Raw genomic sequence first — 22,206 nt, 5'->3', positions numbered from 1 at the left:
TTTGATAACTAGTATTCTAGGAAGTTTAGATGGGATAAGAAATATAAATAAAATATGAAAAAGGGAGCCTTTTTATTAGAGACTCCCTTTTTCATATTTTATAGGTAGCAAACTAAAATTTATATGATTTCTACAAATAAACCTTCGTTAGTTTTTTCAACTTTAGCAAGGTTATTCTTGGTAAGTCCTTTTATTGTTTTATCCCATTTCTTATTAGATAATCCAGATTGAGATTTTAGTTCATTTAAATTGATTTTTTCAGCCTTTTCTATCATTGATAGCAATGCTTTTTCTTCCTCATTTAAAGTAACGGAAGGAGCTTTCTTTTCAGGCCTCATTTGAGGGAAAAATAATACTTCTTGGATAGATTGATTATTAGTTAAAAACATGATTAGTCTATCCATACCAATTCCTAAACCAGAAGTAGGAGGCATACCATATTCTAAAGCGCGTAAAAAGTCGTAATCAATAAACTCACCAGCTTCATCATCACCACGAGCAGCTAATTTTAATTGAGCTTCAAAGCGTTCACGTTGATCTATCGGGTCGTTTAATTCAGAATAGGCATTTGCTATTTCTTTACCACAAACCATTAGCTCAAAACGCTCTGTTAATTCAGGATTATCTCTGTGCTCCTTACAAAGAGGCGACATCTCTTTAGGATAATCTGTAATAAAAGTAGGTTGGATATAGTTTCCTTCGCATTTCTCACCAAAAATCTCATCAATTAACTTTCCTTTTCCCATGGTATCATCTACTTCAATTCCCATTTCTTTAGCGGCATGACGAATTTCATCTTCTGTTTTACCATGAATATCAAAACCAGTAAAATGTTTGATAGAATCAGCCATTGTAACTCTAGCGTATGGTGCTTTAAAGTTTACTGTATGTTCTCCAAATGTAGCTTCAGTGGTTCCATTTACAGCAATAGCACAATATTCTAACAGCTTTTCAGTAAAGTCCATCATCCAATTGTAGTCTTTGTAAGCAACGTAAATTTCCATCGCAGTAAACTCCGGATTATGCGTTCTATCCATTCCTTCGTTTCGGAAATTTTTAGAAAATTCATATACTCCATCAAAACCACCAACGATTAAACGTTTTAAATATAATTCATTAGCAATACGCATATATAAAGGAACATCTAATGCGTTATGATGAGTTACAAAAGGTCTTGCAGCAGCTCCTCCTGGAATAGGTTGTAATACGGGAGTTTCAACCTCAAAATAACCAGCATTATTAAAAAATGTACGCATTGCAGTAAATAGTTTGGTACGTTTTACAAAAACGTCTTTAACATGTGGATTTACCACTAAATCTGCATAACGTTGGCGGTAGCGCATCTCTGGGTCTGTAAAAGCGTCATATACCACTCCATCTTTTTCTTTAGGGATAGGTAGGGGCTTTAAAGACTTGCTTAATAATTTAAAACTTTTAACACGTACAGTAGTTTCTCCTACTTTTGTTTTAAATAATTCGCCTTCAATTCCAATAAAATCACCAAGGTCTAATAGCTTTTTAAAAACATCGTTGTATAAGCTTTTGTCTTCTCCAGAGCAAATTTCATCTCTATTAAAATACACTTGAACACGTCCTTCACTATCTTGTAGTTGAGCAAAAGAAGCTTTCCCCTGAATATTAATAGCCATTAACCTACCGGCAATAGTAACCTGTTTGCCTTCAGAAAAATCAGCTTTAATCTGTTTGGAATTGTGGTTTACTGGGAATAAATCTGCTGGATATGGATTAATTCCTAATTCACGTAATTTGCCTAACTTTTCTCTACGTACAACTTCTTGTTCTGATAATTGCATAGTTACTATAATATATGATTGATTAAATAAAGGCGCAAAGATACAATCAATTAAAGAACTAAGCAATGCCAAAAGAAAGAGACTTTTTAATAAAAAATAAAAAAAGCATTGCTCGTTAAAAAAAAGGTTGTATATTTGCAGGCTGCTTTTAGGTAAAGGCAGTATTTAGTTGTGTTGTTTTGGCACTTTAGTAAAAGTGTCGTGGTTTTGTTAACCAATGGAAAGCTACCCTGAAATGGGTCGCTTTTTTTTTGATATAAACTTTTCTGAAGAAGATAAATAGAAAGTATTTCTAAAGATGCTGTTTATTAGTTGATTTGCTTTTTTTAGAAATGAAATGTATGTGTAATGAAGAAGAAGTATTTGCAAGGAAACAAAAGTTTTTTGTTTATCAAATAACAATAATTAAAAGAAGTTATTCAATAGAGAAAGAATGCCAACTAATTTTTTACGTTCAAATGGCGTTAAACAATATTAAAGTTGCGCTAAAATGGTCGTATTAGTTTTAAAAAGTTTGTCGAAATAAGTATATTTACTTGTAAATGAGTACGATGAAAATACATAAAGAGATTCTCTTTTTTTTAGTGATAATATTTACTTCATGTAGCTTTTTTTCTAGTAGAAAACATCAAGAAAAGTTGAAAAAAGAAGAAATAGTAAATTTTACTGAAGTAGATGTACCTCCATCTTTTCCTAGTTGTAAAAACGTTATAGAAGAAGATAAAGACAAGTGTTTTAGGGAAGAAATACATAAACGAATAGCTTCAAAATTAACTGAAAAAAAAATAGAAACGGCAGTTAGCGTTAGAGAAACAATTTATGTAAATATTTTGATTGATAAAGAAGGGGGTGTTCACTTACAAAACATCAGAATAGCGACTAGCAACTCTAAAGCTTTTTCTCAATTAGATAGCCTCTTAAGAAAAACAGTAAAAGAACTGCCTAAATTATTTCCAGCAATTAAAAGAGGGATTCCTGTAGCTACGCAGTATCAATTACCTATACATCTCAGCACTAGTGAAAAGAATAACAAAGAACCCTAAAGAAAATGAAAGTATTATTTGGCTGATAAGCACTCAAAAAATAAAACTATTGTTATTTCCTAATTTGCGTTTATTTGTTTTGCTAAATAAAACTGTTAATAGTAGTAATTGCTTCTTATTCTGAAGAAAAATGGCGCGCCATGTTTTTATAATAGGAAAACGTGTCTAATTCCATTGATAATGATACAGATGTACTTGCAAGCCTTTCCTGTTCTATGGAGTAAATGATTTAAGAAAACTTTTTTCATAGATCATAGTGCTTTGAAAAGCTTCTGCTAATTCAGAGGTTTGGAGTAAAAAGAAATATTCCCCTTAAAAATAGAACTCATAAACGTAGTAATTCGTCGATAAGCTTACGGTTATTTGCTAAACGGGGAATTTTATGTTGACCGCCCAATTTCCCTTTACTCTTTAGCCAGTTATAAAACAACCCTTTTTTAGCTTGGTGTACGATGGGCATAGACAGTGTCATATTATTATACCTTTTGGCTTCGTAATCTGAATTGATAGATTTCAATGCATTGTCCAATAGTTCTGTAAAGTATTTTAAATTATCAGGCTTTTTATTAAACTCAATAATCCATTCATGGCCTCCTTTTTTAGCTCCACTCATAAAAATGGGAGCAACGGTATAGTCAAGGATGGTGGCATTGGTTTTTTTGGAAGCTAGGTCTAGTGCTTTCTCTGCATTTTCTATAATGAGTTCTTCTCCAAAGGCGTTGATATAATGCTTAGTACGGCCTGTGATTTTGATACGATATGGGTCAGTAGAAGTGAATTTAACAGTATCTCCAATTAGGTACCTCCATAAACCTCCGTTTGTAGTAATTATGATAGCATAGTTAATTCCTGTAGTTACCTTAGCCAGAGGGATAGCGGTAGAATGCTCACCATTGTATTCACTCATAGGAATAAATTCATAAAAGATCCCATAGTCAAGCATTAATAAGAGTTCATCGGAATTGTTTTTATCTTGGATTGCAAAAAAGCCTTCAGAGGCATTATAGGTTTCGTAGTATCTGAAATCCTCTTTAGGAATTAATTTTTTGTACTGCTCTCTATAAGGGTTAAAATTTACTCCACCATGAAAATAGACTTCTAAATTAGGCCATACTTCTAAGATATTATTTTTTCCTGTTTTTTCTAGAACACGATTTAATAGCACGAGCATCCAAGAAGGAACCCCTACTAAACTAGTAATATTTTCATGAATAGTTTCTTCAATAATAGCTTCCATTTTGGTTTCCCATTCGCTCAGCAAAGCAGTTTCTTGCTTAGGAGCAGAGCTAAAATCAGCCCAAAAGGGCATATTTTCAATAATTATAGCAGATAAATCGCCAAAATAGGAGTTGTTATCTTCATAAATGGCAGAACTTCCCCCAAGACGAAGTCCTTTTCCTGTAAATAATTGCGCATCATTATTATTGTTAATATAAAGGCAAAGCATATCCTTACCAGCTTTCAGATGACAATATTCTATCGCTTCATCGCTTACAGGGATGTATTTACTTTTAGCATTTGTAGTCCCGCTAGATTTTGCAAACCATTTAATTTTTGTAGGCCAAAAGAGGTTTTGTTCTCCTTTTCTGCATCGTTCAATTAGTGGTTCTATACTTTCATATTGTTGGATAGGAACTTTAGTGCTAAAATCAGTGTAATTTCTTAAAGAAGAAAAATGATACTGCGCTCCAAATTCAGTATTTTTTGCTGTGTGTATGAGCTTTAATAATAGTTCTTGCTGAACATCAGTAGGATATTTTAGAAAGAGTTCTATTTGGTGCTTTCTCTTTTTTAAAAACCAAGAAATAATAGAATTTATAAATTGAAACCGCATGAGCTTGGCGTTAAAATTTTAAGTTAGTTAGGAGTTAAAAATAATAAAATTTATAGGATGCTTTAATGTGAAAAGAGTTAAAAATATAAAAGCAATTTTTGGGTTGTTTATGGTGTAATTAAAAAGCGACCTTTAGAAGGCCGCTTTTTATTAATTTTTTACCACTTTATTAGAGGTTTTCATTTGAAGCTCATTTAAAACATTTAAAGCTTCATTAACATAAATGTCTTTAGATAAATTTTTATGCCAAGCAATACGTTTTTCTTTTAAAATAGTATCTTTTTTAAATAAGCCTAATTCATATTTAGGAGAGGTAAAAGTTAAATCAGATTTGAATTTAAAAACTTCTTTAAATTGTTCTCCTTCTTTGGTTCTTTGATTATTTTTTGATTTAAAATCCTTATACTTCAACGAATATGTTTTTTCCTCTTGATTATGTTTTAACCATTTGGCATATTCATTGATTTTTTTAAATTTTTCATCGTTATTAACACGTTCTTTACTTTTATGAATAACATCAGAGAAGTTAGCATAAGAATCTTTAGTAGTATAATTAGCTTGTTTTACTTTATCCCATGGCAAAGCTCCATCCAAATCTCTTTCACCAAAATCCATATAACTGTATCTACTGGGCAATGGAATGTCAGAATACACTCCCTCTATTTGTGTAGAACCTCCATTGATTCTATAGAATTTTTGGATAGTCATTTTTAAAGCACCTAAATCATCAGGGTACTGTTGGTAAAAGCGATTGATGGGAAGAATATTTTGAACTGTTCCTTTTCCGTAAGTTTGTTTACCTCCTAAAATAACCCCTCTTTTGTAATCTTGAATAGCAGCAGCAAAAATTTCAGAAGCAGAAGCAGATAATTCATTTACCATCACTACTAGAGGACCTTTCCATTGAATTTTTGGATCGGTATCATTTTTAACAACAGGTTTTTCATTTCGATACTTCACTTGCACAATGGGCCCTTGATCAATGAATAGTCCGCCAATATCAATAGCTGTCTTTAAAGACCCTCCACCATTATTACGTAAATCAACAATAAGACCTTCTACGCCTTCATTTTTTAAACGCGCAATTTCTTTTTCCATATCGGTAGCGGCATTTCTTTTATTAACATTGCTGAAATCTATATAAAATTTAGGAAGATTGATAATTCCATATTTTTTCCCTTTTTTCTCAACGATACTGGATTTGACAAAAGTTTCCTCTAATTCTACGATATCACGTATAATAGAAATTACTTTAGTAGAACCATCTAACTTTTTCTTAACAGTTAATCGAACCTCAGTCCCTTTTTTCCCTTTGATAAATTTAATAGCATCATCCAAACGCATTCCAACAATATCTAGAGGCTCTTCGTTGCCTTGTGCTACTTTTAAAATAATATCTCCTGCTTCTAATTCTCCTTGTTTCCAAGCGGGGCCACCAGAAACGAGCTCAAAAACATGCGTATAGATTCCTTTTTTTTGCAAACGAGCGCCTATTCCTTCTAGTTTACCAGACATACTTTGGTCAAAACGAGACTTTGTTCTAGGAGACATATAGGTTGTATGTGGTCCAAAACCACTAACAATACTATTTAAAAAGGTAGAATACCAGTCAGAATTTTCTAATTCTTCTATGCGAAGGTATAAGTCATCCATATTTTTTAACACCTCTTTTCTTGCATCAAACTCTAGTTCTTCAAAGGTTTTCTTTTTGAATTTAGGATCTTTCTTAGCTTTTTCTTCTTGTTGATTTTCAGCATCTTCAATTCTACTTAAAACAGCTAGTTTCATTTGCTTTCTCCAGTAATCAATAAGCTCCGTTTCATCCTTAGCAAAAGGAACATGTTCATAGTCAATATTAATCAACTCATTTTTTTTATAGTTGAAAGGATGTTGTAATAATGTTTGGTAATTATTTTTAGCCGCCTTTATTTTTTCTAAAAAGCGGTTATAAACCAATTTATAAAAGTCAATGTTAGCTTCCTTTATTTGATCGTCAATTTGGTATTTAAATTGAGAAAATTCTTTTAAATCTTCTTGCGTAAAATAGCGTTTGCTAGGATCTAAATTATCTATAAAATTAGTATAAACATGCTCGGAAAAGGAATCATTTAATTCTTTTTGGACGTAATGTCCACGAGTTAAAATGTTTTGTAAAACATAAATGATGATCCTATCTTTTTCAGGATCCTTATTGAATGTGTTTTTTGCTTGTGTAGAACTGCTAAAAAGCAATATTACTATTAAAAAAGGGAAGAAAAGTTTCGTCTTCATAAAATCGTCTGTCTTTAAAAAATAAGTAGCGTAAACTATGCTTGCTAAGCTACTAAAATAATGCCAATTTTTTTAGTTGCACTCTTTTTTATAGAATGAATACAATTTTACATATAATACGATTGATTTTATCTTTATAAAATGTTAAAATAAAATGGACTTTTCTCATTACATTTGTTGAACCAAGAAATATAAAGAATGCAAGAAAGACCATTAATTTTAGTAACAAATGATGACGGAATTACCGCACCAGGAATAAGAACGCTCATAGAAATAATGAATACCATTGGAGATGTAGTTGTTGTTGCTCCTGATAGTCCTCAAAGTGGAATGGGGCACGCTATTACAGTAGATAATGTGTTAAGGTGTAACCCTATTACGATTGATGAAGGCCCGCAAATTGAGTATAGCTGTTCGGGAACTCCTGCTGATTGTGTAAAAATGGCAAAAAATGAAATTTTAAATAGAACACCAGATTTGTGCGTTTCAGGAATTAATCATGGAGCAAATTCTTCCATCAATGTCATTTACTCAGGAACAATGAGCGCAGCTGTAGAAGCAGGTATTGAAGGAATTCCAGCAATAGGATTTTCATTATTAGATTTTGATTGGCATGCTGATTTTAGAGCTGCAAAAGAATTTATTCAAAAAATAACATTAAATGTTTTGTTGAATGGATTGCCAGATGGAGTAGTTTTGAATGTGAATATCCCAAAATTAAAAAAAGAAGCAATTAAAGGGATAAGAATATGTAGGCAGGCAAATGGCTATTGGAAAGAAGATTTTGATAAAAGAAAAAGCCCATTTGGAAAAGAATATTATTGGTTGTCAGGAGCATTTATAAATAGAGATAAAGGGCAAGATACTGACGTATGGGCATTAGAAAATGGATATGTTTCTGTAGTTCCTGTACAGTTTGATATGACGGCACATCATGCAATACAAAAACTGAACTCATGGGAGCTATAACAAAAGAAATAACAATAGGAATCTTAGTTTCTTTATTTGCTACTTTTAGTGGCTTTTTTCTTTATTTAGAATATATTTCAAGATTTGGCTTTTATGAAACAATAAGTTATATAAAAGAAGGAGGAGTTTTAGGAGCAGTATTGGCATTGTCTGCAATACCAAATTTATTTGTTTTCTTTATTTTCTTAAGGAAAAAGCAAGATTATAGAGCGAGAGGGGCTTTAATGGCAACTATATTGATAGCATTAGTTACTTTTATTTTAAAGTTTATTTAAAGAATGAAGTATTATATTATTTCAGGAGAGGCATCGGGAGATTTGCATGGATCCAATTTAATGAAAGAGTTATATAAGCAAGACACAAGTGCTGCTATTCGTTTTTGGGGAGGAGATTTAATGAAGCAGGTAGGAGGAACTCTTGTAAAGCATTATAAGGAACGTGCTTTTATGGGATTTATAGAAGTACTCGCCAATTTGCGTAAAGTACTAGGATTGATCTCTTTTTGTAAGAAAGATATTGCAGATTTTAATCCTGATGTTATTATTTTTATAGATAATTCAGGATTTAATTTACGTATAGCTAGATGGGCAAAAGAAGCAGGTTTTAAAACAAACTATTATATTTCTCCACAGGTTTGGGCAAGTAGAGCAGGTAGGGTAAAAGATATCAAGAGAGATGTTGATAAGATGTTTGTAATTCTTCCTTTTGAAAAAGAATTTTACAAGCAGTATGGTTATGAAGTCAACTTTGTAGGACACCCTTTGATTGATGCAATTGCAGATAGAAAGCAAGTAGATGAACAAGAATTTAGAAGAGAGCATGGTTTAGGAACTAAAGATATTATTGTGTTATTGCCAGGAAGTAGGAAACAAGAAATCAAGAAAATGTTATCGATAATGTTATCTTTGATTGATGATTTTCCAAAATATCAATTTGTAGTAGCCGGAGCTCCTAGTCAACCCTATGAATTTTATAAGGAATTCTTAGAAGGAAAAGAAGTGAAATTTGTGGATAATAGAACTTATGACTTGCTAAGTATTGCTAATACAGCATTAGTAGCTTCTGGAACAGCTACTTTAGAAACAGCACTGTTCAAGGTACCGCAGGTCGTTTGTTATAAAGGAAGTAGTATTTCTTACCAGATTGCAAAGCGGATCATTACACTAAAATATATTTCTTTGGTGAATTTAATTATGGACAAAGAAGTTGTAAAGGAGTTGATACAACATGATTTTACAAAGGAAAATTTAAGAATGGAGCTTGAAACTATTTTAAAAGGAGAGGAGAGGACACGTTTATTTTTAGAGTACTATGAACTTGAGCAAAGACTAGGAGGGAAAGGAGCTTCACAAAAAACAGCAAAACTAATTATTGAAGGATAAAATTATGATCAAAAAAATACAGCTACTTTTTATTTTATTACTAACGATCACTTCTTGCTCCTCATCTAGGAGTATTGTACAAGTTAAGCAAAAAGAAGCTTCTATTGCAGATAAAATTGTTTGGACTGCTGTATCTTATAAAGGAGTTCCTTATAAATACGCAGGAAGTAATCGGAAAGGGATGGATTGTTCTGGATTGATTTATACTTCATTTAAAAGTAGAAATATTGATTTACCTCGTACTTCTAGGCAAATGTATGAAAAAGGATATTTGGTGAGATTGAAAGAAGTGAAGAGAGGAGATCTATTATTTTTTAAAACAACGAATAAAAGGGGCAAAGTTAATCATGTAGGATTGGTAACTTCTATAAAAAATAGTGAAATACGTTTTATTCATTCAACAAGTTCAAAAGGGGTGATTGTAAGCTCTTTAAAGGAATCTTATTGGAAAAAAGCATTTGTAAAAGCTAAAAGACTTCTTTAATATTTTGATTTTCAGGTATTTATATATCTGTGTAATTTCTTTTTAAATAGCGGGAATAGAGTAGCTTAATTAGTATATTTGGGCTTTTATTTTAACAATCAAAAATTTTATAATCCCCCTGTTTATGAAAAAAGTATTTTTTCTTTTTTTCGCGTTTGCTAGCGCGATATCAAATGCCCAAAACGTAATTATTCCAGATGCCAATTTTAAAACTGCTTTGGTAGAAAACCCCGCTATTAACACTAATAATGATTCAGAAATACAATTAACGGAGGCTTCTTCTTATACAGAAGGAATTGATATTTCTAATAAGAATATAGCAGATTTAACGGGAATAGAAGCTTTTACAAAGCTTAAGAGTCTTTCATGTTATGGAAATCAATTAAAGAGTTTAGATTTGAGCAAGAATGTGAATTTAGAGTACCTTTATTGTTATTCAAATAGTTTAGAGAGTATAAATGTTAGTAGTAGTACCAGATTAAAAACATTTAACTGTCAAGGAAATAAACTAGCAAGCTTGAATATAACGGCTAATAAAGAGTTGGTTTACTTTAATTGCAGTACTAATGAATTGACAAGCTTAGACGTAAGCCAAAATACACGTTTGTCTAAGCTATATTGCCATACTAATAAACTAGCTGTTATAGATGTAAAAGCAAATGAGTTTCTAAGTCTTTTTTATTGCTACAATAATAACGGTATTGCGAATTTAGATGTGACTAGCAATCTTTATTTAACGAAATTAGGTTGTGGAGGAAATAAACTAACAAGTTTGGATATTAGTAAGAATTCTAGATTGAAAAAGTTGTATTGCGCATTGAATGACTTAACCGTCTTGAATTTAGCAAATGGAAATGGAGTTAATTTTAGAGAAATAGAAGCTAGTGGAAATAATAATTTAAGTTGTGTTCAAGTAGATGATGCTCAATATAGTATTGAAAATTGGGTAGGGACTAAATTTAGATTTGATGCTATGGCTAGTTTTAGTACGAATTGTGTAGCTAGTGTAGAAGAAGAAGAAAGTGAGTTGATAGGCATTTATCCAGTTCCTGTAAAAAATAGATTAAATTTAAGAGTAAAGAATCAGAAGGTTAAAAATATACTTATTGTAGATATTTCTGGGAAAATTATCAAGGAAGGTATTTCTATAAGCAATACTATTGATGTAAAAGATTTAGCAAAAGGAGGTTATTTCTTAAGAGTTAAAACAGATAAAGGAATGTTGCAAAAGCAATTCCTAAAAGAATAAGAGATCACATTGACTCTTTAAAATGGTGAACGCATAAAGAAGCAATTATAAAAAAGCCTGTAAATGGAAGTATTTACAGGCTTTTTAGGTAGTTTTTTTTTGTTAATTGAGCATTCCCCAAAGCTTATCTTTTAGCTCCTGTAAACCTTGTTGAGCAACAGAAGAAATAAAAAGAGTATCGATATCTTTAGGTAAATCCGCTTGAATTTCAGCTTTTAATTCATCATCTAGCATATCTGATTTAGAAATAGCTAACAGGCGATTTTTATCAAGTAGTTCAGGATTGTGCTTACGAAGTTCGTTTAATAATATTTGATATTCCTTATGAATATCATCGCTATCAGCAGGAATCAAGAATAGCAAGGTTGAGTTTCGTTCAATGTGGCGTAAAAAACGATGTCCTAAGCCTTTTCCTTCCGCAGCCCCTTCAATAATTCCAGGAATGTCAGCAATGACAAAGCTTTGAAAATTGCGATATTCAACGATACCTAGATTAGGTTTTAAGGTAGTAAAGGCATAGTCTGCTATTTTAGGCTTTGCAGCAGTAACAACAGATAGTAAAGTTGATTTTCCAGCATTAGGGAAACCTACTAAACCAACATCAGCAAGTAATTTTAGCTCTAATCTAAACCATCTTTCAACACCATCCATACCTGGTTGGGCATAACGAGGGGTTTGATTAGTAGAAGACTTAAAATTCCAGTTTCCAAGACCACCTTTTCCGCCCTTTAACAAAACAATTTCTTGTTTATCTTCTGTAACTTCAAATAATATTTCATCAGTATCAGCATCGCGAATAATAGTTCCTAGAGGAACAGGAATAAAGATATCTTGACCATCATGCCCAGTACTTCTACTTTTACTACCAGCGCCACCATGCTCAGCTCTAAAATGCTTTTTAAACTTTAAGTGAAATAATGTCCACATATTTTTATCTCCTCGCACAATGATATGTCCTCCACGACCACCATCTCCACCATCGGGGCCACCTTTGGTAATGTATTTTTCCCTATGCAAATGCATAGAGCCTTGTCCTCCTTTACCAGAAGAGGCATATATCTTTATATAATCGACAAAATTTCCTTCAGTCATTATTTCTAAATTATATTTTACTTAAATAAAGCAAAACGGATTATAAATAGCTATCGTTTTAAACTTTTTAATATTCTAAAAAGAGAAACTAATTTTATAGTTTGTCAAACACTTCTGCTAAACGAGTTGTAATTTCATCAATAGAACCTACTCCGTTTATGCCGTAGTAATTACCTTGATTTTCGTAGTATTCTTTTAACACTGCGGTTTTGGTGTTGTACTCATTAAAACGATTGCGAATTTTACTTTCATCTGTATCGTCAGATCTTCCACTTGTTTTCCCTCTTTCAAGTAAACGTTCAACAAGTAAATCTTCTGGAACCTCTAAAGCAACCATTCCATTTATTTGTTCTCCTTTTTCCGATAAGAATGCATCCAATGCCTCTGCTTGAGATTGCGTACGAGGAAAACCATCGAAAATGAACCCATTAGCACCTGCATTTTTATCAACTTCTTCTTTAAGCATTTTAATAGTAACTTCATCAGGTACTAAATCTCCTGCATCAATATAAGTTTTTGCTAATACGCCTAATTCTGTTTGATTTTTAATATTATATCTAAAAACATCTCCAGTAGAAATATGCAGTAAATTATATTTTTCTTTTAAAAGAGTTGCTTGTGTTCCTTTACCAGCGCCAGGAGGGCCAAATAATACAATGTTTTTCATTTTTGGTTGTGTTGTTAATTGATAAATAGCAGGATAATTACGTCCAAGACCATTATAGTCCAAGCCATATCCGACAATAAATTTGTCCTCAATACTTTTTCCAATATAATTAATTGGAAGCTCTTTTCTAAATACGTCAGGTTTGAAAAATAGAGTTGCTATTTTTAATTCTTTTACATTTTTATCTTTAAATATTTCGTAGATTTCTTGTAGGGTAGTTCCTGTATCAATAATATCTTCTAAAATAATTACGGTTCTTCCAGTTAAATCTTCATTAATTCCAACTAGTTGCTTGACCTTTTCGGAAGAAGAAGTGCCTTGATAAGAGGCAAGTTTAACAAAAGAAACCTCGCAGTTCCCTTTAAATTCACGAATAAAGTCGGCTGCAAACAAGAAAGATCCATTTAAGATCCCTACAAAAAGAGGGATTTCGTCTTTTTCCAAATCCTCTTGTACTTCAATGACGAGAGATTTAACAATCTTAGAAATGGCTTCTTTTGTAAGGAAGGGCTTGAAATATAAATCGTGTAGCTTTATGACTTTCATACTGTGCTATTAAATTACAAATATAGTGGCTTACTTTTTGAAAGCAAAAACCGTTTTGATGTTTCTTCAAAACGGTTTGTTACTTTTTTATTTTTTTGAAAGATTATTCTTTGTTTTCTTCTTTAGATGTATCAAACATAACAGGAGTTGCAACAAATAATGAAGAATATGTACCTACAATAACCCCAACAATTAATGCAAACATAAACCCTTTAATAGAATCACCTCCGAAGAAGAAAATAGCTAGCATTACTAATAAAGTGGTTAATGAAGTATTGATGGTTCTTCCTAATGTACTACTTAAAGCTTTATCAACTAAGCTTGCATCAAAAGATTTGTGATCACCTGCATACTCTCTAATTCTATCAAAAATAACCACAGTATCATTCAATGAATATCCTACTACTGTTAAAATAGCAGCAATAAATGATTGCCCTATTTCCATGTCAAAAGGCATAAATTGATACAGTATAGAGAAGATTCCTAATACGATTAGCACATCATGGAAAACAGCAACAACAGCGCCAATAGAATAAGACATTTTTCTAAAACGCAATAATATGTATAAAAACACTACAATTAAAGAACCCAATACAGCCCATAAAGCAGCTTTCTTAATATCGTCAGCAATTGTAGGCTCTACTTTCATATAGCTCATAATTCCATTTCCTGCTTTTTCAAACCCAGGTTTAAAATCCTCATAAGAAGTAGCTCCTAAATAAGGTTTTAATCCTGTGAATAAAGTACTTTGAACACTTTCGTCTATCTCTTTACCTTCCTCATCTATTTTGTAAACAGTTGTTATTTTTAGTTGGTTATCAGCACCATAAGTTTTTACTTCTGGAGCAGCTCCAAAACTATCTTTTAAGGCTGAAGCAACTTCAGTGGCATTCATAGGCTGATCAAAACGAACAACATAAGATCTCCCTCCTTTAAAATCAACACCTTGCTTTAGTCCAATTGAAAAAATTGAGATTAAACCAGCTAAGATAATAGCTCCAGAGAAGATGTATGCAGCTTTACGCTTTTGTAAGAATTTAAAACTAATATTCTGAAACCAATTTTTCGAAATATTAGTATTAAAAGTAAGGTTTGCCCCTTTTAAGACAGCTCCATCTATTAATAAGCGAGTGATAAATACAGCTGTAAATAATGAGGTAGCAATACCAATCATTAACGTTAAGGCAAAACCTTTAATAGGTCCAGTTCCAAACACATATAAAATAATACCTGTTAGTAAAGTAGTAATATTTGCATCAATAATAGCAGATAAAGCTCCTTTTACACTAAAACCTTCTTCAACAGAAGTAGCTAATCCTTTACCTGAAGTCAATCCTTCTTTGATTCTTTCAAAGATGATAACATTAGCATCTACGGACATACCGATTGTTAAAATAATACCAGCAATCCCAGGCAGTGTTAATACAGAATTGAAAGAAGCTAAAATTCCAAAAATAAATAAGATATTCACTAATAAAGCAATATTGGCATACAAACCAGCTTTACCATAGTAAAGTAGCATCCATATTAAGACTAGCAAAATAGCCAAACCAAATGACCACATACTAGCATTGATAGATTCTTTTCCTAAAGAAGGACCTACTACTTCTGCTTGAATTATTCTTGCAGGAGCAGGTAACTTACCAGCTTTTAAAACAGTGGCAATATCTTGAGCTTCATTAACCGTCATTTGACCACCAGAAATTTGAGTGCTTCCTCCTGTAATAGCGCCATTCACTATAGGAGCTGTATATACATAATTATCTAAAACAACAGCAACAAATTTACCTACATTTTCGCCTGTCATTTTTGCCCATTTTTTAGTTCCAGACCCGTTCATAAGCATGCTTACAACAGGTTTGCTTAACTGATCGTATTCTTGCTTGGCATCAGCGATAACGTCACCATCAATAGTAGCTTCATCATATCTGTTTGATTTTATGGCATATAAACCTATGATTTCAGAAGTTTTATCAGCACTTGGTTGGGCTTTATAATCCCACAAAAATTTAGCGTATTTTAGATTCTTAGGTAATAAAGAACGAATCTCTTTCATCTTCAATAGCTTATTAACCATAGCAGTGTCAGACACTTTTGCCTGAGCTACTAAAGAACTCGCTTGGTTTTGGTTTTGAGCTACATTAGGATACAAATAAGTAAATAAGCTTTTTTGTTGATTTACTTTTGTAGAATCAGCAGAAGCACCTAATAGATCATCAATACTATCTGTTTTTGTAGAATCTTTAGCTTCTTCCTTAATCTCTTCTTTCTCTTTTAAGATTTCAGTAGCTTTTGCATTAGCTTGAAAGAAGAAATTTTGCACCTCAATATTTGTAAATACTTCCCAAAATTGTAATTCAGCAGTACTTTGTAATAATTTTTGAACACGCTCGATATCTTTAGCACCAGGTAACTCTACTTGAATTCTACCTGAATTACCAATACGTTGTATGCTTGGTTGAACAACTCCAAATTTATCAATACGACTACGTAAAACTTCAAAAGCGGTATTGATAGAAGAGTTAATTTCATCTTGTAGCACTTCTTTTACTTGAGCATTCGTTTTATTAAAGTCGATTTTTTCACGTAAAGCCTTGGTTCCAAAAATAGCAGGATCACTAAGTTTGATACTGTTATTACTTAAATTCTCAAATTGAGTAAAAAATAAATCTAAGTAGTTTTCTTGACTATCCTTTTGGGCTTCATCTGCTTTAGCTAAAGCTTCATTAAAAACCGCATTTTTAGAATTGTTAGATAATCCCACTAAAATATCCTTTACAGATACTTGTAAAATAGCATTAATACCCCCCTTTAAATCCAAACCAAGGTTCATTTCCTTGTTTTTGATATCATTGTAGCTGTACTTTGCAAATCCTAAATTAATAACATCTTTATTTGCTACGCTATCTAAATATTTTCTTTCTAACTTGGCAAGTTCTCTACCATTGTTTCCTGTTACATTGCTTTTAGCAAATGCTTTAGCTTCGTCTTCAACTCTATTGGCGAAAAACGTAAATGATAATTGGTACAAACTTACTAATCCAAAAAGGATAGCAAATAATTTAATAAGACCTTTGTTCTGCATTTTCAATAATTTTAATCGACTTCTTAATAAAAACGTGCAAATATAGTGTTTCAAAAAAGATTAGCCAATTGTTTTGTTATATTTATATTTGGAAGATATTTGTTTTTCAAAACTTTAGGAAATCTAGTTAAAAAATAGAAGCTTAAATGGTATCTTTACTGTTTAATATAAGAAGCTAACGATTTATTAAAATAGGTTGTTAATTAAATAATTAAGTTAAAGAACAGCAAGTAAAATGGAAGTAGTATCAAATTTATCGGATATTGAAATTGCACAAGGAAAAGAGTTAAAGCACATAAAAACCATTGCAAATAAGTTAAATATAAGCGAAAATGATTTAGAAATGTATGGAAAATACAAGGCTAAATTACCATTGTCGTTAATAGATGAAGAGAAAATAAAGCGGAATAATTTAGTCTTAGTAACTGCTTTAACACCAACTCCAGCAGGAGAAGGAAAAACGACAGTTTCAATTGGATTGACAGAAGGTTTGAACACGATAGGAAAGCAAGCAACTGTTGTTTTAAGAGAGCCTTCTTTAGGACCTGTTTTTGGTATAAAAGGAGGTGCCGCTGGAGGAGGATATAGCCAAGTGGTACCTATGGAAGATATTAATCTCCATTTTACAGGAGATTTTAATGCAGTGGAAAAAGCAAATAATTTATTATCAGCTTTGATAGATAATAATATTCAGAGCAAAACGAATAATTTAAATATTGATCCAAGAACGATTTTATGGAAGCGAGTTATTGATATGAATGATAGAGCCTTACGCCAAATTACAATAGGCTTGGGAGGAACCGCAAATGGAATCCCTAGAGAAGATGGTTTTAATATAACACCAGCCTCTGAGGTAATGGCAATACTTTGCATGGCAACAGATTTTGATAATTTAAAGGAACGTTTAGGGAATATTTTTATAGGGTTTACCTTTGATAAAAAACCTGTTTTTGCTAGAGATTTGAAAGCAGAAAATGCAATGGCTATTTTATTAAAAGATGCAATTAAACCAAATTTAGTACAAACTTTAGAGGAAAACCCAGCAATTATACATGGTGGGCCTTTTGCAAATATAGCGCAAGGAACCAATACAATTATAGCAACAAAAATGGGACTGTCATTGTCTGATTATGTTGTAACAGAAGCAGGGTTTGGAGCTGATTTAGGAGCAGAAAAGTTTTTAAATATTAAATCGGCTTATGCAGGATTGAACCCTAAGTGTGTGGTTTTAGTAGCAACAGTAAGAGCTTTACGTCATCATGGAGGTGTTGAGAAAGAAGCATACAGCATACCTAATGTTGAAGCTGTGAAGCTAGGATTTAAAAATTTAGAAAAGCATATTGAAAATATTAGAAAGTATAATATAGAACCAGTAGTTGCAATTAACTCATTTTATACAGATTCAGAAGAGGAAGTTAACTATATAAAAGAAGCGTGTAGGAATGTTGGAGTAGAAGCAGTTTTGTCTGAAGGATGGGAAAAAGGAGGTCTAGGAACGCAAGATTTAGCAAGAGCCGTATCAAACATTGTAGAACATAAAGCAACGCAATATAAGCCTCTATATGATTGGAAAAGCCCGGTAAAAGAGAAGATAGAAATCATTGCTAAGGAAATTTATGGAGCAGTAAAGGTAGAATATAGTAAAAAAGCACAATTAAACCTTAGAAGAATTGATCGATTAGGTTTTAATGATTTTGCTATCTGTATGGCAAAGACCCAAAAGTCATTTTCTGATAATGATAAATTAATAGGAAGACCAGAAGGTTTTACAGTTACAGTGAGAGAAATAGAAATAGCTGCAGGAGCGCAATTCATCATTCCTATTTTAGGTAAGATGATGCGTATGCCAGGTTTACCTTCAATACCAGCCTCTGAAGGAATGACCATTGATAATGGAGGAGTAATTTCAGGACTGTCTTAGTAGAAAAGGTGGTTTCAGAAAAAATGATAAAAAAAGCGGTCACTAAGTTTTTAAACTTAGTGACCGCTTTTTTTAGATAACTTATTAAACACCTCTTTGTTTGTTTATTTCATCTTGTAGCTGACGCCTGATTTTTTGTTCTTTCTCTAGTGATTTCTTTCTGTGTTCCTCGAACTCTTGCTCTATTTCAGCTAAGTTATTTTTAGCTTCTTTAGTCAAAGCGCTACTTTCTTTAAATTTATAAATAAAGAAGAACAATGAAATAAAAAGAATAGTTATAACTCCCCATAAAATAGTATTATAAGAGGTCTTTTTTAATTGAGTACCAAAGAGAGAGATAGTATCTTCTTTAGACAAAGAAATACTTAGACTTTTGTTTAATTCGGTTATTTTGCTATTTAAATCTTTTATCTTTTGCTGTTGATTTTTTATTTCTTGTTTCCTGCTAATAAGGTTTCTCTTTATGATAGAGATACTGTCAAGAACATTTTTTTGAAGATTTAAATAAACTTCTTTTTTTACCACTTTATAAATCTGGTAGTTGTTAGCGTTTTTGTATACTTTCTTGAATTGGTTTTCAACCGTATTAGGTAGTAATTCCGTTTGTGCTTTTTGAGCGATAGATATATTAAAAACAAATAAGCAAATAAATAAGGATACAAATCTTGGGATCATAATGTATTATAAAAAATTTTAGTAAATATAGTAGTTGTAAAAAAACCCAAACGTTAGTTTGGGTTTTTTAGTATAAGCAAGTTTATTAAACTATTTAATTTTATCTACGATAGCCTTAAAAGCTTCTGGATTGTTCATCGCTAAATCAGCTAAAACCTTACGGTTTAATTCGATATCGTTAGCTTTTACTTTACCCATAAACTGTGAGTAAGACATTCCGAACTGACGAGCTCCAGCATTGATACGCTGAATCCATAATGAACGAAAGTTTCTCTTATTATTTTTACGGTCTCTATAAGCATATGTCATTGCTTTTTCCACCGCATTTTTAGCTACTGTATAAACGTTTTTTCTACGTCCAAAGTAACCTTTTGCTTGCTTCAAGATTTTTTTTCTTCTTCTTCTTGAAGCTACTGAATTTACTGATCTTGGCATAATTCAAATTGTTTTTTGTAGTTGGCGATTTATATAAAATTATAAATACTTTATGAGCCAAACTCCATGGTTAATAATTAAATTCCCTGTAACTTTAAATTATCTTAAAGTTAATTGTTGCTTAATGTTCGCTTCATCAGATTTATGAACTAATGCAGCGTGTGTTAATGCTAGCTTACGTTTTTTAGACTTTTTTGTTAAAATGTGACTTTTAAACGCGTGCTTTCTTTTAATTTTTCCAGAACCAGTTAACTTAAAACGTTTCTTGGCACTAGACTTGGTTTTCATTTTAGGCATTTCTGTCTTTCGTTTTATCTTGCTTATAACTTTTTTATTTCGTCTTCTTAGGGGCAATAAACATAATCATACGTTTACCTTCCAATTTAGGCATTTGCTCTACCTTACCATATTCTTCGAGTTCTTGAGCTAACTTCAGTAGTAAGATTTGTCCTTGTTCCTTAAAGATAATTGAACGTCCTTTAAAAAACACGAATGCCTTAAGCTTTGCTCCATCTTGTAAAAACTTGATGGCATGCTTCTTCTTAAATTCATAATCATGCTCATCTGTTTGAGGTCCAAAACGAATTTCTTTTACAGTAACCTTAGTAGCTTTAGACTTCAAGGTTTTTTCTCGTTTCTTTTGCTCATACAAGAATTTCTTGTAATCAATAATTTTACAAACAGGAGGTACTGCTTTTGGAGATATTTCAACTAAATCTAACTCTTGTTCTCTCGCTAATTCTCTAGCTTTTGATAAAGGGTAAACGCCTACTTCGATGTTTTCCCCTACAAGACGAACTTCTTCAACATCCCTAATTTTACCATTAATTCGATGTTGGTCTTCTTTGATTACTCTTAATGGTCTTCTTGACCTTTTTCTTCTAATTGCTATGACTATAAAATTTTAATTTAACAATAATGTAATTTGATTTTACTAAATTACTGATATTTTATGAGAATTAAGTATAAAAACCTAAAACTGTTTCAATGTACTATTAATTTCTTCTTTAATTAGAGATATAAAAGCATCAATAGTAAAGGTTCCTAAGTCGCCTTCACCATGTTTCCTCACAGAAACAGTACCGTCTTGTTCCTCTTTTTCACCTACAATAACCATAAAAGGTATTTTATTTACTTCGGCATCTCTAATTTTTCTTCCCGTTTTTTCATTTCGAGAATCTACGAGGGCGCGAATTTCGGAATTTTCTAACAATTCTAAAACTTTTTCGGTATATTTTTGATATTTCTCGCTGATAGGCAGGATAGTAACCTGTTCAGGGGTTAACCAAAGAGGGAAGTTCCCTCCTGTGTGTTCTAGTAAAACAGCTATAAAACGTTCCATAGACCCAAAAGGAGCTCTGTGAATCATCACAGGTCGGTGTAATTGATTATCGGCTCCTTTATAATGTAAATCGAAGCGTTCAGGTAAGTTATAATCAACTTGAATGGTTCCTAATTGCCAACTTCTTCCTAAAGCATCTTTAACCATGAAATCTAATTTAGGCCCGTAAAAGGCCGCTTCCCCAGTTTCAATGACATAATCCAAACCTTTATCCTTAGCAGCACTTATAATTGCATTTTCAGCTTTTTCCCAATTTTCAATTGAACCAATATATTTTTCGGGATTATCAAGATCTCTTACAGATACTTGAGCTGTAAAATCTTCAAAACCTAAAGAGCCAAAAACATATAAAACCAAATCGATGACATTCTTGAATTCAGCATCCAGTTGATCAGGCGTACAGAAGATATGAGCATCGTCTTGAGTAAAACCTCTTACACGGGTAAGTCCATGAAGTTCTCCACTTTGTTCATATCTATATACGGTTCCAAATTCTGCAAAACGTTTTGGCAAGTCTTTATAAGAATATGGTTTATGGTTATATACTTCACAATGATGAGGGCAATTCATAGGTTTTAATAAAAACTCTTCCTCGTCTTTAGGAGTTGTAATTGGTTGAAAGCTATCAGCTCCATATTTAGCATAATGTCCAGAAGTTACATATAAATCCTTTTGACCGATATGTGGTGTCATTACCATTTCGTAACCTGCTTTTTTCTGAGCTTTCTTTAAGAAATCTTCTAAACGACCTCTTAAGGCAGCTCCTTTGGGTAACCATAGAGGTAATCCTGCACCTACTTTTTGAGAAAAAGTAAACAACTCTAATTCTTTACCTAATTTTCTATGATCACGTTTTTTAGCTTCTTCCAATAACTGAAGGTATTCCTTGAGCATTTTTTGCTTAGGGAAAGAAATTCCGTAAATTCTTGTTAATTGATTGTTTTTCTCATCTCCGCGCCAGTAAGCACCAGCAACATTCATAATTTTTACTGATTTTATAATTCCTGTGTTAGGAATATGTCCTCCACGGCATAAATCTGTGAAATTACTATGATCACAAAAAGTAATGTCTCCGTCAGTTAAGCTTTCAATTAACTCAACTTTATATTGATTTCCTCTTTCCTTATAATAGGAGAGAGCATCTGCTTTTGAAATTTCTCGCATTTTGAATTCAGCCTTTTCTCTAGCTAATTCTAGGAACTTTTTTTCTATTTCGGAGAAATCTTTTTCTGAAATACTGTGCTCTCCTAAGTCTAGATCATAATAAAAACCATTATCAATAGCAGGACCAATAGTTAACTTAGCGTTCGGATAAAAAGTTAATATAGTTTGAGCCAAGACATGTGCTGAAGAATGCCAAAAAGCTTTTTTACCTTCAGGATCATTGAATGTATGTA

Annotated in this window: 18 protein-coding genes (1 of these 18 only partly in view); 7 read left to right on the top strand and 11 right to left on the bottom strand. The window is 32.1% G+C overall.

What is annotated here, in order from left to right; translation table 11 throughout:
• Positions 1 to 119: 119 nt before the first annotated feature.
• Entirely contained in the window at positions 120 to 1,814 is a 1,695-nt protein-coding gene (gene lysS, locus MARIT_RS12400) for a lysine--tRNA ligase (RefSeq protein ID WP_024741310.1), read from the bottom strand.
• A 551-nt stretch (positions 1,815 to 2,365) separates the two neighbouring features.
• Between lysS and MARIT_RS12395 the strand changes: the two genes are divergently transcribed.
• Complete coding sequence (locus MARIT_RS12395) at positions 2,366 to 2,857, top strand: energy transducer TonB (protein ID WP_100211669.1); 492 nt, start codon at positions 2,366 to 2,368, stop codon at positions 2,855 to 2,857.
• A gap of 325 nt (positions 2,858 to 3,182) precedes the next feature.
• On the opposite strand, the gene MARIT_RS12390 is transcribed toward MARIT_RS12395, so the two are convergent.
• Positions 3,183 to 4,691 carry a GH3 auxin-responsive promoter family protein gene (locus MARIT_RS12390; protein ID WP_024741312.1) on the bottom strand — a complete coding sequence of 503 codons (1,509 nt, stop codon included), beginning with the start codon at positions 4,689 to 4,691 and terminating at the stop codon, positions 3,183 to 3,185.
• Between the two features lie 150 nt (positions 4,692 to 4,841).
• Positions 4,842 to 6,962 carry a carboxy terminal-processing peptidase gene (locus MARIT_RS12385; RefSeq protein WP_024741313.1) on the bottom strand — a complete coding sequence of 707 codons (2,121 nt, stop codon included), beginning with the start codon at positions 6,960 to 6,962 and terminating at the stop codon, positions 4,842 to 4,844.
• A 198-nt stretch (positions 6,963 to 7,160) separates the two neighbouring features.
• On the opposite strand from MARIT_RS12385, the gene surE reads away from it, so the two are divergent.
• The 5 genes from surE (at position 7,161) to MARIT_RS12360 (ending at position 11,046) form a co-directional block, all read left to right on the top strand.
• Positions 7,161 to 7,931, top strand: coding sequence for a 5'/3'-nucleotidase SurE (gene surE, locus MARIT_RS12380; RefSeq protein ID WP_024741314.1), 771 nt, complete (start codon positions 7,161 to 7,163; stop codon positions 7,929 to 7,931).
• Positions 7,919 to 8,206 carry a hypothetical protein gene (locus tag MARIT_RS12375; RefSeq protein ID WP_024741315.1) on the top strand — a complete coding sequence of 96 codons (288 nt, stop codon included), beginning with the start codon at positions 7,919 to 7,921 and terminating at the stop codon, positions 8,204 to 8,206. Before surE ends, MARIT_RS12375 begins: the two co-directional genes overlap by 13 nt.
• 3 nt (positions 8,207 to 8,209) lie before the next feature.
• Entirely contained in the window at positions 8,210 to 9,313 is a 1,104-nt protein-coding gene (gene lpxB, locus MARIT_RS12370; protein ID WP_024741316.1) for a lipid-A-disaccharide synthase, read from the top strand.
• Positions 9,314 to 9,317: 4 nt separating this feature from the next.
• Complete coding sequence (locus MARIT_RS12365) at positions 9,318 to 9,797, top strand: C40 family peptidase (protein WP_024741317.1); 480 nt, start codon at positions 9,318 to 9,320, stop codon at positions 9,795 to 9,797.
• Positions 9,798 to 9,921: 124 nt separating this feature from the next.
• The gene (locus MARIT_RS12360) at positions 9,922 to 11,046 is read left to right on the top strand and encodes a T9SS type A sorting domain-containing protein (protein ID WP_100211668.1); all 1,125 of its coding nucleotides are present in this window, start codon (positions 9,922 to 9,924) and stop codon (positions 11,044 to 11,046) included.
• Positions 11,047 to 11,148: 102 nt separating this feature from the next.
• Here MARIT_RS12360 and obgE read toward each other — a convergent pair whose 3' ends face one another.
• The 3 genes from obgE to secDF form a co-directional block, all read right to left on the bottom strand.
• Positions 11,149 to 12,138, bottom strand: coding sequence for a GTPase ObgE (gene obgE, locus MARIT_RS12355; RefSeq protein ID WP_100211667.1), 990 nt, complete (start codon positions 12,136 to 12,138; stop codon positions 11,149 to 11,151).
• A gap of 94 nt (positions 12,139 to 12,232) precedes the next feature.
• On the bottom strand, positions 12,233 to 13,351 hold the full coding sequence (locus MARIT_RS12350; RefSeq protein WP_084339871.1) for an adenylate kinase: 1,119 nt from the start codon (positions 13,349 to 13,351) through the stop codon (positions 12,233 to 12,235).
• Positions 13,352 to 13,454: 103 nt separating this feature from the next.
• Complete coding sequence (secDF, locus tag MARIT_RS12345) at positions 13,455 to 16,436, bottom strand: protein translocase subunit SecDF (protein WP_100212042.1); 2,982 nt, start codon at positions 16,434 to 16,436, stop codon at positions 13,455 to 13,457.
• 235 nt (positions 16,437 to 16,671) lie between these two features.
• Here secDF and MARIT_RS12340 point away from each other — a divergent pair, with 235 nt between their 5' ends.
• Entirely contained in the window at positions 16,672 to 18,357 is a 1,686-nt protein-coding gene (locus tag MARIT_RS12340; RefSeq protein ID WP_100211666.1) for a formate--tetrahydrofolate ligase, read from the top strand.
• Between the two features lie 84 nt (positions 18,358 to 18,441).
• On the opposite strand, the gene MARIT_RS12335 is transcribed toward MARIT_RS12340, so the two are convergent.
• The 5 genes from MARIT_RS12335 to thrS form a co-directional block, all read right to left on the bottom strand.
• Entirely contained in the window at positions 18,442 to 19,032 is a 591-nt protein-coding gene (locus tag MARIT_RS12335; RefSeq protein ID WP_038025601.1) for a hypothetical protein, read from the bottom strand.
• Positions 19,033 to 19,122: 90 nt separating this feature from the next.
• Positions 19,123 to 19,467 (bottom strand): 50S ribosomal protein L20, encoded by a 345-nt coding sequence (rplT, locus tag MARIT_RS12330; RefSeq protein ID WP_024741323.1) that lies wholly within the window; start codon positions 19,465 to 19,467, stop codon positions 19,123 to 19,125.
• Between the two features lie 99 nt (positions 19,468 to 19,566).
• Positions 19,567 to 19,764 carry a 50S ribosomal protein L35 gene (rpmI, locus tag MARIT_RS12325; RefSeq protein WP_024741324.1) on the bottom strand — a complete coding sequence of 66 codons (198 nt, stop codon included), beginning with the start codon at positions 19,762 to 19,764 and terminating at the stop codon, positions 19,567 to 19,569.
• A gap of 34 nt (positions 19,765 to 19,798) precedes the next feature.
• Positions 19,799 to 20,317 carry a translation initiation factor IF-3 gene (gene infC / locus MARIT_RS12320; protein ID WP_084339872.1) on the bottom strand — a complete coding sequence of 173 codons (519 nt, stop codon included), beginning with the start codon at positions 20,315 to 20,317 and terminating at the stop codon, positions 19,799 to 19,801.
• A 123-nt stretch (positions 20,318 to 20,440) separates the two neighbouring features.
• Positions 20,441 to 22,206: the 3' portion of a threonine--tRNA ligase gene (thrS, locus tag MARIT_RS12315; RefSeq protein WP_100211665.1), read on the bottom strand. The gene runs 175 nt beyond the window's last position; 1,766 of the gene's 1,941 nt are visible here — the last part of the coding sequence; the start codon falls outside the window, past its right edge — the gene reads right to left on this strand; it ends in the stop codon at positions 20,441 to 20,443.

The sequence above is a fragment of the Tenacibaculum maritimum NCIMB 2154 genome (assembly GCF_900119795.1).
GTDB lineage: Bacteria > Bacteroidota > Bacteroidia > Flavobacteriales > Flavobacteriaceae > Polaribacter > Polaribacter maritimus.
The sequence above is the reverse complement of the archived record's forward strand: the minus strand, read 5'-3'. Positions and strand labels throughout refer to the sequence as shown.